The 14,834-nt window shown below is 44.9% G+C and carries 14 protein-coding genes and 1 pseudogene; 10 read left to right on the forward strand and 5 right to left on the reverse strand.

Translation table 11 applies throughout. From position 1 onward, the window contains the following. Positions 1 to 33: 33 nt before the first annotated feature. The 3 genes and pseudogenes from ATG71_RS09655 to ATG71_RS09665 form a co-directional block, all read left to right on the forward strand. Positions 34 to 703, forward strand: a pseudogene (locus ATG71_RS09655) (ABC transporter ATP-binding protein); the annotation flags it as partial. A gap of 278 nt (positions 704 to 981) precedes the next feature. Further along, the gene (locus ATG71_RS09660) at positions 982 to 2,196 is read left to right on the forward strand and encodes an ABC transporter permease (RefSeq protein WP_098439407.1); all 1,215 of its coding nucleotides are present in this window, start codon (positions 982 to 984) and stop codon (positions 2,194 to 2,196) included. 13 nt (positions 2,197 to 2,209) lie between these two features. Then, positions 2,210 to 3,367 carry an ABC transporter permease gene (locus ATG71_RS09665; RefSeq protein ID WP_098439408.1) on the forward strand — a complete coding sequence of 386 codons (1,158 nt, stop codon included), beginning with the start codon at positions 2,210 to 2,212 and terminating at the stop codon, positions 3,365 to 3,367. Positions 3,368 to 3,421: 54 nt separating this feature from the next. Here the strand turns inward: ATG71_RS09665 and ATG71_RS24090 are convergent, their stop codons facing one another. From ATG71_RS24090 to ATG71_RS23710, 3 genes are read right to left on the reverse strand one after another with little or no spacing between them, the layout of a single operon-like run. Further along, the gene (locus ATG71_RS24090) at positions 3,422 to 3,610 is read right to left on the reverse strand and encodes a capping complex subunit for YIEGIA (protein ID WP_034760392.1); all 189 of its coding nucleotides are present in this window, start codon (positions 3,608 to 3,610) and stop codon (positions 3,422 to 3,424) included. Between the two features lie 24 nt (positions 3,611 to 3,634). Beyond that, on the reverse strand, positions 3,635 to 4,090 hold the full coding sequence (locus ATG71_RS23705) for a YIEGIA domain-containing protein (protein WP_286162965.1): 456 nt from the start codon (positions 4,088 to 4,090) through the stop codon (positions 3,635 to 3,637). Next, on the reverse strand, positions 4,087 to 4,536 hold the full coding sequence (locus ATG71_RS23710) for a YIEGIA domain-containing protein (protein ID WP_286162966.1): 450 nt from the start codon (positions 4,534 to 4,536) through the stop codon (positions 4,087 to 4,089). The genes ATG71_RS23705 and ATG71_RS23710 overlap by 4 nt, the downstream gene beginning before the upstream one ends. Before the next feature lie 170 nt (positions 4,537 to 4,706). Between ATG71_RS23710 and ATG71_RS09680 the strand changes: the two genes are divergently transcribed. Next, the gene (locus ATG71_RS09680; protein WP_286162967.1) at positions 4,707 to 5,567 is read left to right on the forward strand and encodes a cation diffusion facilitator family transporter; all 861 of its coding nucleotides are present in this window, start codon (positions 4,707 to 4,709) and stop codon (positions 5,565 to 5,567) included. Between the two features lie 55 nt (positions 5,568 to 5,622). On the opposite strand, the gene ATG71_RS09685 is transcribed toward ATG71_RS09680, so the two are convergent. Beyond that, positions 5,623 to 6,468 carry a COX15/CtaA family protein gene (locus tag ATG71_RS09685; RefSeq protein ID WP_098439409.1) on the reverse strand — a complete coding sequence of 282 codons (846 nt, stop codon included), beginning with the start codon at positions 6,466 to 6,468 and terminating at the stop codon, positions 5,623 to 5,625. Between the two features lie 274 nt (positions 6,469 to 6,742). On the opposite strand from ATG71_RS09685, the gene ATG71_RS09690 reads away from it, so the two are divergent. The 6 genes from ATG71_RS09690 to nhaC all read left to right on the forward strand — a co-directional run bounded on the left by ATG71_RS09690 (position 6,743) and on the right by nhaC (position 13,499). Then, positions 6,743 to 7,102, forward strand: a complete 360-nt coding sequence (locus ATG71_RS09690) for an ArsR/SmtB family transcription factor (protein WP_098439410.1) — start codon at positions 6,743 to 6,745, stop codon at positions 7,100 to 7,102. A 21-nt stretch (positions 7,103 to 7,123) separates the two neighbouring features. Further along, positions 7,124 to 9,223 carry a heavy metal translocating P-type ATPase gene (locus tag ATG71_RS09695; RefSeq protein ID WP_098439411.1) on the forward strand — a complete coding sequence of 700 codons (2,100 nt, stop codon included), beginning with the start codon at positions 7,124 to 7,126 and terminating at the stop codon, positions 9,221 to 9,223. Positions 9,224 to 9,930: 707 nt separating this feature from the next. Then, positions 9,931 to 10,197 carry a hypothetical protein gene (locus ATG71_RS09700; protein WP_098439412.1) on the forward strand — a complete coding sequence of 89 codons (267 nt, stop codon included), beginning with the start codon at positions 9,931 to 9,933 and terminating at the stop codon, positions 10,195 to 10,197. A gap of 40 nt (positions 10,198 to 10,237) precedes the next feature. Beyond that, positions 10,238 to 10,765 carry a P-loop nucleotide/nucleoside kinase family protein gene (locus ATG71_RS09705; protein WP_098439413.1) on the forward strand — a complete coding sequence of 176 codons (528 nt, stop codon included), beginning with the start codon at positions 10,238 to 10,240 and terminating at the stop codon, positions 10,763 to 10,765. A gap of 91 nt (positions 10,766 to 10,856) precedes the next feature. Further along, positions 10,857 to 11,957: an amidohydrolase gene (locus ATG71_RS09710; RefSeq protein ID WP_098439414.1), complete on the forward strand. Its 1,101-nt coding sequence runs from the start codon at positions 10,857 to 10,859 to the stop codon at positions 11,955 to 11,957. A 123-nt stretch (positions 11,958 to 12,080) separates the two neighbouring features. Continuing rightward, a complete protein-coding gene (gene nhaC, locus ATG71_RS09715; protein WP_098439415.1) occupies positions 12,081 to 13,499 on the forward strand; it encodes a Na+/H+ antiporter NhaC in 1,419 nt (472 codons plus the stop codon). 5 nt (positions 13,500 to 13,504) lie between these two features. On the opposite strand, the gene ATG71_RS09720 is transcribed toward nhaC, so the two are convergent. Then, a complete protein-coding gene (locus ATG71_RS09720) occupies positions 13,505 to 14,755 on the reverse strand; it encodes a transcriptional regulator (RefSeq protein WP_098439416.1) in 1,251 nt (416 codons plus the stop codon). Positions 14,756 to 14,834: the final 79 nt, after the last annotated feature.

Here is a 14,834-nt window from a genome sequence, read left to right on the forward strand (position 1 = left end):
TAAGTATAGTCAAAGAAAAAAGGGTGTGGAGATATGCTAGAAGTGAAAGAGCTGAAGAAAAGCTATGGAAAAAAAGAGGTCGTGAAGAACGTATCCTTTATGATCGAAAAGGGGGAGTCGTTCGGATTACTTGGACCGAATGGAGCGGGAAAATCCACGACGATATCCATGATTTGCGGTCTCGTGCCATATGATCAAGGGGAAGTGCTCGTTGCCCATCAATCGGTGAAACAATTTCCGGTGCTGGTAAAAAAGAAAATCGGGGTGGTCCCGCAGGAAATTGCCCTTTATCCAACCATGTCGGCAAGGGATAATCTGTTGTTCTGGGGGAAGATGTACGGTCTGACTGGAGCACAGGCAAAGAAACGGGTGGAGGAAGTACTCGAAATCGTCGGACTGAAGGAGCGGGAGAAAGACCGGATTGAAACTTTTTCAGGAGGGATGAAGCGGAGGATCAACATCGGAGCCGCCCTCATGCATGAACCCGAGCTGTTGATCATGGATGAGCCAACGGTGGGTATCGACCCACAGTCGCGCAATCACATCTTGGAAACCGTCAAAGCATTGAATGAAAAAGGCATGACCATCATCTACACGAGTCATTACATGGAGGAAGTGGAGTACCTTTGTAACCGTGTCGGCATCATGGATCATGGGGAAGTGATCGCCCTCGGGACGAAGTCGGAACTGTGCAGCCGACTAACAGGAAGCAGCTTCATTCAGATAAAGGTGGAAAATCTATCGGATGAGGCGATGCAGGAGTTGGAAAAGGCTGGGGAAATACCACGAATCGCTTTTCAACAGGAAGCCGGCATTATCGAAGTATTTGCACCAAACCCGCAGGAAGCCGTGGCCTCGGTCATCACCTCAGCCGTCCATGCGGGATTGAAGATTGAATCCGTTGAAATCAAAGAATCGAATTTGGAAACACTCTTCCTGCAGCTGACAGGACGAACGTTACGGGATTAGGAGGAGATAGACATGAGCATGTTCACCATTGCATGGAAAGATATCAGGATTCGTCTCAAGGATCGCAAGTCCTTTATCACACTATTACTGATGCCGATTGTCCTGACTGCCATATTGGGGTCTGCTTTAAGTGGTGCTTTCAGTGAAAATGGATCGCTTCCAGAACTGACTGAAGGAGTCGTTGTTACCTCACAAGATGAACTGACATACCAATTCCTTCATGACACCCTGCAGGGGAAAGAATTGAAGGAGAGCATCACCTTAAAGAATTATAAAACGGAATCGGACTTGCGGAAAGCCATCGAGGATGGGAAGGTGGATGCCGGCCTCGTCATCCCGGACGGTTGGAAAGACGGGATATTGAACGGGGAAACCGTACCGGTCAAACTTTTCAAAGATCCCGGTAAAGACATTCAGTACACCATCCTTTCCACTATCACCGAATCCTTCACGAACCGCGTGGCAACGGTATCGGCGGCTACACGGACCATGGGTCAGGAGTTGAGCTCGGCTGTGCCGGTATCCAATCAGAATATCGACCTTTCCGCTGCCATGAAGGATCTATCAGAAAAACTTTCTACGATTGCAGATTCCAAGGAAAACGGGGTCATCACTCAAAAAGACGGCAAAGAGCCCCTTTCAGGCATGCAATACTACGCTGCCGCCATGGGTGTCATGTTCATTCTGTTCAACACCACCATTGGGGCGAAAACCATCCTTCAGGAGCGGAATACCGACACATTGGCAAGACTGATGGTGAGTCCGATCCGTCACTCATCCATTATGGGAGGGAAGTTTCTGGGGACCCTCTCGTTCACGATCCTCCAGTTCATGGTCTTCGTCATCGCCACCCGGTTGTTATTCGGAGTGGACTGGGGCAGCAATGGGTGGCAGCTTTTCCTGTTGGGCCTCGCTTATTCCGTTACGGTTTCCGGTCTTGCCATGTTGCTTGCAGGATTCCTTACGGATGAAAAGACGGCAGACTCCATCGGGGGGATCGGCGTGCAGGTTCTTGCTCTTCTGGGAGGTTCGATGATCCCGCTGGCTTCGTTTCCTGACGCCCTACAGAAGTTTGCCTCCATCGCCCCCAATAAGTGGGCCCTCGGCGGCTTTCTCGATATCATGAACGGAACATCGTGGGATAGTCTTGTCCTGCCTGTCACTATACTCGTACTGAGCGGTCTTCTAGCATTGTGGATCGGTTCATTGAAATTAAAGCTTAGATAAGGAGAAAAATAGGATGGGAAAAATCATCAGCATAGCCCGCTTTGAAGTGAAACGACTTTTTCAAAATCGCCGTGCATTTCTGCTGCTGTTCGGAATGCCCCTGTTATTCACCTTCATCTTCGGCGGAGTCATAACCGGGGATGGGGAATATAAGCCCGAGATTGCCGTGGTGGACGAAGACCAGACGGAGGCGTCACATGCCCTGATTAATGAATTGAAAGCAAGCGATTCCTTTACATTTACAAAAGGAAATAGCAAGAGAGCTGCCGAACAGTTCGACAACCAGGAAATAACGGGATATATTATTGTGGGGAAAGGATTCGAATCAAAGCTCCAAAATGAGGAAGCACCGGAAGTCGTCTTTGTTTCAGGACCTTCCTTCGAAGGGGCGGCACTTGTGGAACAGCTCATCAATGACAGCCTCGTGAAACAGAAGGTCAGTGCGACTGCTGCAAAATTTTATCGAGAGACAACGGGTGAAAATCCGGCAGCCATCCAGGAGAAAATCTCAGATAAACTGAAGTCGGTGCCGGCAGCTGTTGAAACCGTCTCCGTTACGAAAAATGAAGATATGCAATCGATGAACAATCTGACGGCGCGTTCAGCAGGATTCACGATCATGTTCGTCATGATCGCCATGCTATCAAGTACGGGTATCCTTCTCGAAGCGCGACAAAACGGCGTCTGGTACCGGATGATGTCCACTCCTGCCACCAAAGTGGAATTATTATGTGGATACATGCTGGCATTCTTCGTCATCGGCTGGATTCAGTTCGGAATCTTGATGACTCTGTCAGAGAAGATTTTTCACATCGAATGGGGGAATCCGTTTGCCAATATGATTCTCGTTTCAAGTCTGCTTCTCTGCAGCATCGGGCTCGGCCTCTTCCTTGCCGGATTCGTCAAAACATCAGAACAGCAATCGGTCTTCGGGAACCTGATTATCATCTCCACCTGTATGATCGCAGGCGTCTACTGGCCGGTTGAGATCATGCCGGACTTTATTCAGCATATTTCAACATTCCTTCCACAGTATTGGGGGATGGAAGGGTTTGCTGAGTTGACTGTAAGGGGAGGCGGCATTGGAGATATCCTTACCCCAGTAGGGATCCTCCTTGGGTTTGCGGTTATGTTTTTGATGGTGGGTTTGAGAAGGGTGAGGTTTGAGTAAAAGAAAGTGAATCGAGAACCAACATGAAAAGGCCATGGACCTCCATGGCTTTTTTCATATCCTGATGACCAAATAATCCCCGTTCGTCATCTGGACAACGTCTGCCTTTAATCCTTTTGCGATATCAACGGTCATCTCTTTTAATTCCTCAAGATCTTCACTATACAAAAGAAGCGGCCCCCCGTTGATTACTCTGTCCCGGTTTGAGGTTAGGTAGGCTAGTATTTGATAAGGTGGTTTCATTGAATTTTCCCTGCCCAAGAAGAATCACCCTTTCAAGTTGGTTTTCATGACAGCATGAGATTTTTTTGTGCTTTCGAGTAATGGACATTTCTTGACGGCTTCGATGAAAGCATCGATGTCGCGTTTGATCGGCACAAGGGTGATCATGACCTTTCCGTCCACATAATCTTTTCTAGTAAACTGATACCGTTTGACCCCCAATGCCCTGCATGCTTCAAATAAGGCGGCCTGACGCTGACCGAAGTTATCAAGGTTGATTCTGAAATGATTTTCTTTCGGGTAGATGACAACGGCCATTCCTTCTTCAGAAAACAGCTTCTCAGCATTATCCGTTCCAAGGAGGTTGCTGACATACATATCATCCACATACAAGGAGGATTGTTTTACGACCACTTTTCCTTCTTTGACTTCTGCAATGTCGCCAATCGTCTTACCCTTGGTGAATCTCTGCAAATAATAAAGAAGAGCAAACCCTATCAAGCACCCCCGGCAATACAGATCCATAGATTATCCAGGTTGAAAGCGTTCTGAAGGATGGATATCGTAAAGGACGTGACGAGTGCGACGATAAAGGCAAGATAATTTCTGGCTTCAAATGTTTTGGCGATCCCATCTATGTATGCTTTCCCCCGGTATGTGAACTCAGTTTCCTCCAAGTCGCTCAGGCTTTCTTTCTCCATCTTCCGGACATCCCTAAATTGCTGAAGGGCCAGGGTGAGGAACGTCACAGCCACGAAGTTTTTACTTAATAATGCGGGAATGGCAACAGCTCCCAGTGCCGCAGCTACAAAACCCGTGATGATTTGAATGAAGTAACCATTCGGATAGCTCGGATACTGTCTGAAGTCTTCTTTGATGGTCAGGATCCTTGCCATTGTTCCAATGATGATTGCGCTTGTTATGGTATACAGTTCGTTTGCAGTCAATCCAGTAGATTCTATGGGATGTCACCTCGATTCAATGGGTCAATCTGGAATAGTATGGGGAGATACCTTATGGATTATGCAATGTTTAGCCATTGATTTATATGTGTATATATGTTCATATATACTATTCGATGGAAATCTAAAATAGTGCATGAGGAGAGTGAAAAGAGTTGTCAAAAAATCATTCAGCTACAAAGAATACTAGATTAGCTTTTATGTTAAATCTTATGTTTACGATTATTGAATTTATCGGTGGATATCTCACAAACAGCATGGCGATATTATCTGATGCGGTACATGATTTAGGGGACAGTGTTTCTCTCGGAGGATCGTGGTACTTACAAAAGCTTTCAAATAAAAAGGGAAACAATAAGTTCAGCTTTGGATACAAACGGTTTTCAACGCTTGGGGCTTTGATCAGTGGAACAGTATTGCTGTTTGGATCGATTTTTGTTCTGATAGAAGCGGTCCCTCGATTATTTAATCCTACTCATCCAGATGCAGAGGGAATGTTATGGTTTGCTGTGTTTGGAGTTGTCGTAAATGGAATAGGTGCATGGAGGCTGCATAGCGGAAGTTCCATGAATGAGAAAGTGCTGTCTTGGCATCTTCTGGAGGATATCCTTGGCTGGGTCGGAGTGCTGATCATTAGTGTTGTAATGATGTTTAAGGACATACATATACTTGATCCCATTTTGTCCATAGGAATCACTTGTTTCGTCCTTTTTAACGTGATTAGAAACTTAATTAAGACGATTAAAATCTTCCTTGATGGTGTACCGGAAGGCGTTGACCTGGCATCGCTCAGAAATGAAATCAAAAACATAAATGGGGTAGAGGGAGTATCCGGATTTCATATGTGGTCTATTGATGGTGAAGAAAATGCGATGATGATCCATTTGAATGTATCAGACAGAACGCAAACGGATAAGGTTGAAGAAATAAAAAAGCAAGTAAGAAATCTGGTATCGAATTGCAACATCAAACATTCGGCTATTGAAATCCATTCGAACGAAAAACATGTTAGTTAGAAAAGACCGGCTCAAATGAGCCGGTCTTTTCCTGGATGTAGGTACTTTTAGAAGTTTATCTATTTTTCTTCTGATTAAAATAACTGACTGCGGTCATCCGGCTCAATAAAGCGACTGTCAGAATGGACAGAATCATGTGTACGGACGATGTCACAGGGCTCAGTTCTTCTGTTTTTACGACAAATCCACCAAAGGTTGTCAGAATGGATAAGAGGATCAAAAGTAAGGCGGATTTCCTCATCACGTTAAATCTTAATGCAAGGAAAACGGCATATCCGATGAAGAATAACGCAATCATACCGAGCAATCCGTGAATCACATAAGTGAAATTTGCAAGTTCCACATTCGTGTTTCTTACTTCAAACAGTAATTTGCTGAGTTGGAAATGTTTAAAGAGTGCTCCGATTAACACCTCGAGCATGAGTGCTGAAAACCCGATCACTAATGGCTTTTTCACTTCATTCAACTTCACGTTTCCAGTTCCCCTCTGTAATCCTTCATGAAGGAAAATAAGAGAGATTAATAGAAAGAGGCTGAACATGACATCGAGTGTCGTGAAACCGGTTGGTGTTCCGAGAAGAACATTCATCCCGCCGATCATCGCCTGAGTAAATAAGAGAACCAGGGATAATAACGAAATGACTTTGACTGCTTTATCGGTTGTCTTTCTCCAGGCAAGGATGGCGTTGATCAGAATGACCAGTCCGAGCAGTGTCGTGAATAACCGGTGAGAGTATTCGATCACGACACGATAATTGGTGATATCTGGAATGATTTTTCCGTTACAGATCGGCCAATCACTCCCGCATGCATCACCTGAATGTGTCGCTACGACCAGGTTGCCAAGCACCAGTGCCGCTATGGTGACGATGATCGTAAAGAATGAGAATCTATTTTTCATATCATGGAAGTCCTTTCGTGTTAGAATCAATCATATATTGATATCTGTTCATATACTAACAGGATTGTGAGATGGAACACAATCGTTAAACGTCGATGTCACATAACGTTCATCTATCGTTAGTAAAGAATGGAAGGCTGATTTACAAAAAACTTTTAGACCATTTGAAAAGTACAACAACTTCTGTTTGACAGTGGCATGTTCTTTTTTTTATCATATAAATAAGAATACATGAACACATTGTCATATATTGAAATAGAATAGGAGTGTCGACATGCGAAAGAATAATAATCAGGAAGAGCTGAATGGACCTAAACAGGATGACAAAATAGATGAACCGTGTGTGGAGATTGATGAAGAAACATTGTTTATCGTCACTCAGACGTTTAAGGCATTGTCCGAGCCGACTCGTGTAAAGATTCTTCATCTTTTGGCGCAAAAGGAACACTCTGTTAATGATATCGCTGAAAAGCTGTCGCTGCTTCAAACGACCGTATCTCATCAATTGCGGTTTTTGAAAAATTTACGGTTGGTCAAGTATAGACGTGAAGGCACGACACTGTATTATTCTGCAGATGATGATCATGTCATGAATATGCTTCAGCAAACGATGCACCATGCGAGACACCACTAGGAAACAATGGGGGAGTTCAAGATGGACGAATATAAGCTTCAAGGGCTCTCGTGCGGCAATTGTGCGAGGGAAATGGAAGAGGAAATCAATAAGCTGGAAAATGGAGAAGGGTCGAGAATTCTTTATAACAGCAGCAAATTATACCTGAATAAGGGTGTAGATATGCAAAAAGTGGAGAAAATCCTTACCGCTGATGGAGCGGCCCTCGTGAAGGATCATGGGGATGAGCATGCCCATGACCATTCCCACGAGCATACCAACAGCAACACAATGAAGATCCTGCTTGGAATGTCAGCCATCATCTTTTTTTCAGCGATCTATGTGGATTCGCAATTGGATAATCTGGTACCGGTCATCATGTATCTGACGGCTGCTGCGACAAGCGGATATCCAACCTTCATCAAGGGTGCAAAGAATCTGCTTAAATTCAAGTTCAACATCGATACGCTGATGACGATTGCCTTGATAGGGGCCTTTTCCATTGGGGAATGGAAAGAAGGGACGCTTGTAGCCATTCTATTCGGCGTCAACGAATTGCTTGAAGGAATGGGCATGGAAAAGGCAAGGAAGTCCATGGAGGAATTAATGAAGGTCGCTCCGAAAGAAGCAATCCTGATTGAAGGGGACAAGGGAAGGGTCGTACCGATCAGTTCGTTGAAAGCAGGGGACCTCGTCCTTGTGAAATCAGGTCAGAAAATCCCGTCAGACGGGATCGTCGAATCCGGTAAGAGTTCCGTAAACGAAGCGGCCATCACCGGGGAAGCCATGCCGGTGGAAAAAGAAAAGGATGAAAAAGTCTTCGGGGGAAGCATCAACAACGAAGGGGTACTCAAGGTAAGGGTTTCGAAAGAATACAAAGATTCTTCCCTTGCAAAGATACTTCATTTAGTAGAAGAGGCACAGGAAACCAAGACCCCTACAGAACAATTCATCAATCGGTTTGCACGGTATTATACACCGATCATCATGATCGTGTCTGCGTTGGTAATACTCGTTCCGCCCCTTCTTTTCAATGGGGACTGGGGAGAATGGTTTTATCAAGGGCTGGCCGTTCTCATTGTCGGATGTCCGTGTGCATTGATTCTGTCGTCTCCGATAGCCATCGTCTCAGGGATTGCCCGCAATGCGAAAAACGGGATCCTGGTGAAAGGCGGCGTATTCCTTGAGCAACTCGGGAAAATTGACACCGTTGCATTCGATAAAACGGGTACGCTGACCAAAGGCCATCCTTATGTAGAAGAAATGGCTGTCTACGATCAAGAAAACTTTGTCCGGATTGCCGGTTCAATCGAAAAATCATCTTCACATCCGATTGCAAAAGCGGTCATGGAAAAGATCAGCGAAGACGCAGCAAACCAGGCATTTTCGGAACCTGAAGAGATCAACACGATCTCAGGTCAAGGTGTATCAGCCATGATCGAAGGGAAAACCTACAGGGTCGGAAACGAGAAAAGCCTCGAGTGCTCCGTTCCTTCTGAAGTCGAGCAAAAGATCCAAACGATGAAATCGAATGGGTATACGCTTGTGATCGTCTCAAGCGATACAGAAATTCTTGGACTATTCGGCATCACGGATGAAATAAGGGAAGAAAGTAAGGAAATCATCCAAGACCTTTATTCTTCCGGTATTAAACAGGCAGTGATGCTGACGGGAGATCACGACAAGACGGCAGAAAAAGTGGCAAAGCAAGTAGGATTGACCGATTACTATGCAGGTCTCCTGCCAGACGAAAAAGTCGAGAAGGTAAAAGAACTCACAAGCCGGGGGAAAGTGGCCATGGTGGGTGACGGAATCAACGATGCCCCGGCACTGGCCACAGCCGATCTTGGAATCGCCATGGGCAAGGGAACCGACAGCGCGATTGAAACAGCTGATATTGTGCTGATGCAGGATCATCTCGGAAAACTTCCTTCCGCTATCAAAATTGCGAAAAGGGTCAATAATATCATTAAGATTAACATTTCCCTGGCATTGGGGTTAAAACTGATTGCATTACTCCTGACCATCCCAGGGTTACTGACACTATGGATTGCCATTCTGTCTGATATGGGTGCAACCATTTTGGTTACGTTGATCAGTTTGACTGTGATGATCGGGGAAAAGTCGAAAGTGTCAAATTAAATGAAAGGAGCGGGTCGATCCCTGCTCCTTTCATTTTTTTATTGAGCATTAAAGGGTTTTTACAGCTGCTTGGAAGATCAGGCTGGGTTTCCAGAGGTGATATGTAGACGGAAAAATTCCGCTTAATTTGTCATTAATATTAAAAATGGGCGAAATAGACGGAAGAATTCCGCCTATTCACCTGAAAATACAATAATGGTTGAATTTTTTTGTGCATAAGCGGAAATCCTCCGCCTATCTATTCAAAAAACAAGGTCCGAGCTGATGATAACCGGAAAATTTCCGCTTATATATTGGCCAGACTTACTAGGGCTTGTGGGAACCAACATGGGAGTGTTCTTATTTTACGTGTGAAATTTATGGAGAATTCAAAACAACCAATTCTTAAATGGAATAATCGTTATTGTATAAGAGCTTATCCTTGAGGGTGAGCTTTTTGGTTTACCAATTGTGACACTAAGTTTATGCCCCTTAGATTTGGGTTATTGAAAATGATTTTTACAATTTTTTCTATTTTTAAATAGGTAGTATGCTAAACTTATTTATAAAGAATCCAGTGTTTATTTTTAAAAGAAAAACTAAATGAGGTGTCACTATGAAGGAATTCTTTCTGTCGCTCGATCACTACCGTGTAAGAGGTCACGTCTGGGGAGAAAAACATTTACCGACGAATTGATCATTAAAACTTAAGCATGGAGATGATTTCAGTGGAAGGAACTATGATTAAATCTTTTACCATTGCTTTATCCATTTGCTTCACTTTCATGATGTTGATTTTTTGCTGCATGGCGGGGTATGCACTCATCACAGTTCAAACGATAAATATCCTTGTTTTGTATATTGCCAGTTTCAGCAAAGAGGGTATGTTCATTCGTGTTTCAACAGAGATTTGGTACGTCATGCCGATCAGTATAACACTCATGATGCCGTTGGTTTATTTACTCCTTCGAAAAAGGAAAATGGGAATTCAATAGATCTAAATTAGAGCAAATGAAACAGAATGGGGGCTTACACATGTTTGATACGTTTAATTTTGACCTGATCTACCGTGAACGAAATGATGTAACCCCATTAGTGGTCATGATGTGTGGTGTAGCGGGTTCCGGTAAAACGACTTTTTCAAAAGTATTAGAGCAGGAAGGATTTGTGCGCCTTTCAATCGATGAAGAAATATGGGCAACGAATGGTCGTTGGGGGATTGATTTCCCAATGGAAAAGTTTGAGGAATATAGAAAAGATGCAGAAGTAACATTACGCAACCGTTTAATAAAGTTAATCCACGATAAACAGCAGGTGGTGATTGACTTTAGTTTTTGGGACCGTGAGAGAAGGAACCAATATAAAAAACTGATCGAGGATTCCGGCGGTAAATGGATCCTGATTTATTTGAAGGTTCAAGAACATGACTTGCGTGAACGACTTAAGGTACGTAACCAGCGTTTTGATGCCAATTCTTTCCCGATTTCTGAAGAACTTTTAGCGTCATATCTTAATGGTTTCGAGATACCTCAAGGAGAAGGGGAAATAGTGATAGACAATTAAAAGCTGCAGACCCATGCTTTTTGAACAAAAGCAGGATTTCCCCTCCCCATCTCAGAATACATAGTGAAAAAGGAATGAAAGGAGAATAAGTATGAATATTGAAAAACAGATACTAGAATGGTTCACTCATTTCCACACTCATCCGGAAGTGAGCTGGAAGGAAGTTGAAACGACGAATACGATTGCAGGGATCCTCGATGAACTGAATGTGAGCTATAGGAGATTTTCTGATGTGACAGGGTTGATCGCTGAAATAGGAGAAGGGGATGAAGTGACGGCTGTACGCGCGGATATCGATGCTCTGTGGCAAGAGGTGGATGGGGTGATGCAGGCGAATCATTCGTGTGGACATGATGCCAATATGTCGATGGTTCTCGGAGCACTTCTTTATTGCCTTCAGGATGCTCCAAAGAATAAGCGGATCCGCTTTATTTTTCAACCTGCAGAGGAAAAGGGGAATGGATCGCTGACCATGATTGAGAAAGGAGCCCTTCTGGATGTCCGTTATTTATTCGGGGTTCATCTGAGACCGAAAGAAGAATTGGATCATGGTTTCTTTTCACCTTCTGTTCATCATGGGGCAGGAATTTACATGGAAGGGAAAATAAGAGGGGTTGATGCCCATGGTGCGAGACCTCATCAGGGGAAGAATAGCATCGATGTGTTGATGAGCATTCATTCCTTATTAAAAACAATCTATTTGTCTCCATTTGAATCGTATTCTGCCAAACTGACTAAGCTTTCTGCAGGAGGGGACAATCTAAATATCATCCCCGGAAATGCGGAGTTTGCCATCGATGTACGTGCCCAGAAGAATGAGGTGATGGAAGAGATACAGCGTCGTCTTAATGAAGGGGTCGATGGCATTGCTAAGCTGTACGGAGTCACGGTTGAATACGAATGGACAGACTATACACCTGGAGCGGAAGTGTCTGCAGAAGCTGAAAGCATCACGAGAGAAGCGATTATATCCATTGCAGGGGAAGAAGCATTGGCTCCGCCGGTCATTACTTCAGGCAGTGACGACTTCCACTTTTATACAATCAAGCATCCCGAAGTAAAGGCAGCGATGATCGGAGTCGGTGCGGATTTGACTCCAGGACTGCATCATCCGGACATGACGTTTAACGTTTCCGCGCTGAATCAAGCGGCAAAAATACTGGCTGAGACGTTAAAAAAGGCATCATCCTGATTGGAAACGGTACCAAAAACGGATTGACGACTCCCATTTCTCCCCTTATGATACTCATATAACGACTATTTAACGACAATTAGGAATAGTCAAAAAACAAAGAGGTATCAAGGGGGAATTTGGATGAAGAAAGAAATGTCTTTTTGGCTGGCAATCATACCATTGCTTGTCATGATCACCGTAATGGCCATTACAATCGTGGTTTTGGAACAGGGGCCGCACATTCCTCTGATCATCGGGACGGTCACGGCTGCACTTGTCGCCTGGTTTTCGGGGTTCAAGTGGAAGGATATTGAGGAAGCGATGTATAAGGGGATTCGTCTTGCTTTACCTGCCGTCGTCATCATCATGCTTGTGGGATTGACGATCGGTGCGTGGATCGGCGGCGGAGTCGTCGCGACGATGATTTATTATGGGCTTAAGATGATCACTCCATCGCTTTTCCTATTATCGATTGCGGTCATCTGTGCAGTTGTGTCGCTTGCGATCGGAAGTTCCTGGTCAACAATGGGGACCATCGGTGTTGCAGGCATGGGAATCGGCATCAGTATGGGGATTCCGGCTCCGATGATTGCGGGTGCCATTATCTCCGGGGCTTATTTCGGTGATAAGATGTCGCCGCTGTCAGATACAACGAACCTAGCTTCGGGACTGACCAACACAGATCTTTTTGTACATATCCGCCATATGCTTTACACGACGATCCCGGGCTTTGTGATTGCCCTGGCTGTCTATGCGTATTTAGGAAGGAACTTTGGAAAAAGCGGGGTCAATACAGAGGACATTGAAAAAACGATTGGGGTTCTGCAGGACAGCTTTGTCGTTTCACCATTTTTACTGATTGTGCCGTTGCTTGTCATTGTGCTAGTTGCACGAAAAGTTCCTGCCATACCGGCTTTGATCGTGGGGATCATTCTTGGATTCGCGGCACAGGTATTCATTCAGCATGATTCGTTTGCGGATGCTGTTTCAGCTCTTCAAAGCGGATACGTGATTGAGACGGGCAATACGATGGTCGATGATCTGTTTTCCCGCGGGGGTCTCGATTCCATGATGTACACGGTCTCCATGACGATCGTTGCGATGACCTTTGGAGGGATCCTTGAGCACACAGGTATGCTTCGTGCCATCGTCAACCAGATCCTTAAGGTGACAAAAACATCGAAAGGCTTGGTGGCTTCCACTGTGGTCTCTTGTTTTGCCACGAATGCATCATGCTCTGAACAGTATATTTCCGTCGTGGTGCCTTCACGGATGTATGCGAATGCCTACAAGGAAAAAGGGCTGCATTCAAAGAACTTGTCCCGCGCCCTTGAGGACGGGGGGACGTTGACATCGGTCTTCATCCCATGGAATACGTGCGGGGTCTTTATTTTAGGAACGCTCGGCGTACATGCATTTGACTATGCTCCATATGCGGTGTTGAATTTTATCGTGCCGATCATTTCCATCATCTATGCCTTTACGGGCTTCAGCATTACCAAGCTGACAGAAACCGAAATGAAGGCAATGGAGCAGGAGGATGCCCCACTTTCCTCCTGACTCGGTCAATAGATGGGGAAGGTCAGTTCATAAATGGCCCGTGGTCTTCCTTGTGCATAGGTCATTTCTTCTCCAATGATCTTGGCCGAACCATTGTCGACCAGCTTCTTCAAGATCCGTTCAGTGGAGCGACGTGTGATTTGCATATAGTCAGAAAGCTCTGCCGCTGTGAAATCACGGGTTGAGCGGGATTTGTAGAATTGAATGATCTTGGATAAGTTTGACGGACTTAATTTTAATTGTTTGGCAAGGGACAGCATTTCTGGAGTATCATTTTTCAGATGCTGTTTCTTGGTTTTATCAGGGTAAGGTCCTGACAACTCTTTTTCCTCATTCAGGATAAAGGCACAGCCGTCAGAATCAACCTTTCTCGCAAATGACAACGCGGTCTCTGCGTTTGCCTCTGCCTCCGCTGCCGTATGACCGTATCCGAAGCCTGCAAGTACGGGCTTTTCAAGAAAGTCGGTGCTTTCCAGGAAATGTTCGATGCTCCCCCGATTGCTGTAAATCGTGAGGGAAGCATCATCCTCCTGCTTTTGGAGTGTTCCCTTCATCAAGCGGGCGAGTTCATGAAGACGTTCATGTTCACCTACCCAATCTTGAACGGAAAGTCGGACAGCAGCGATCGTGGCTGCTTTTCTTTTTGAAAAAAGGGATTGGGAATAAGCTTCATCAATGGCGCGTATGAGCGACTTGGCAGGGTCGATCATTCTCATGCAAGGGATGTGCAACTCGACAAGCCGGTCATAAACAGCATGGATGCTCGTTAATGCCAATTCAGTTTTGCCATTTTTAAATAACTGCCGGTGGAAGTCTGTATAGTCGTTGATGTGAAAGGTGTGGGGCAGGCGCTCTTTATAATCCATCACATATCGGGGCGGGTTCTTGAGGTGTAAGTCTGACTGGGCGTGATCGATGAGAGAACGATCCATTAAATCGATGGACACACGGTCTGGTTCAATCCCATGATGATGCAGGATATAAAGCAGTGATGTCACAAGGGCCGTTTCATCCTGTTCCAGGTAAAGGACCGGTACGGACAGTGTGCGCCATTCTTGTTGTGAAAAAAAGTAAGGCAGTGCTCCGGAAAACAATACGGCATCACAAGGTGTGAGGTTTTTCATAAGCATTCTTGCTTCCTGGGGTTCATCGTAAACATAGGGGACCAGTTCGATACTGTTCAAGTCATAAGGGATCGACGTCAGGGCACGTCCTATAAATTCCCTGGACCCAATCAGGGCAATTTTCGTTTTCATGATAATCTCCTCTCTGAATTAACGACTATATAACGACATTATACCAAGTGAAATTAAAATGTGTTAGATGTAAAGGAGT

This window comes from Bacillus sp. es.034, from assembly GCF_002563655.1.
Classification (GTDB): domain Bacteria; phylum Bacillota; class Bacilli; order Bacillales; family Bacillaceae_B; genus Rossellomorea.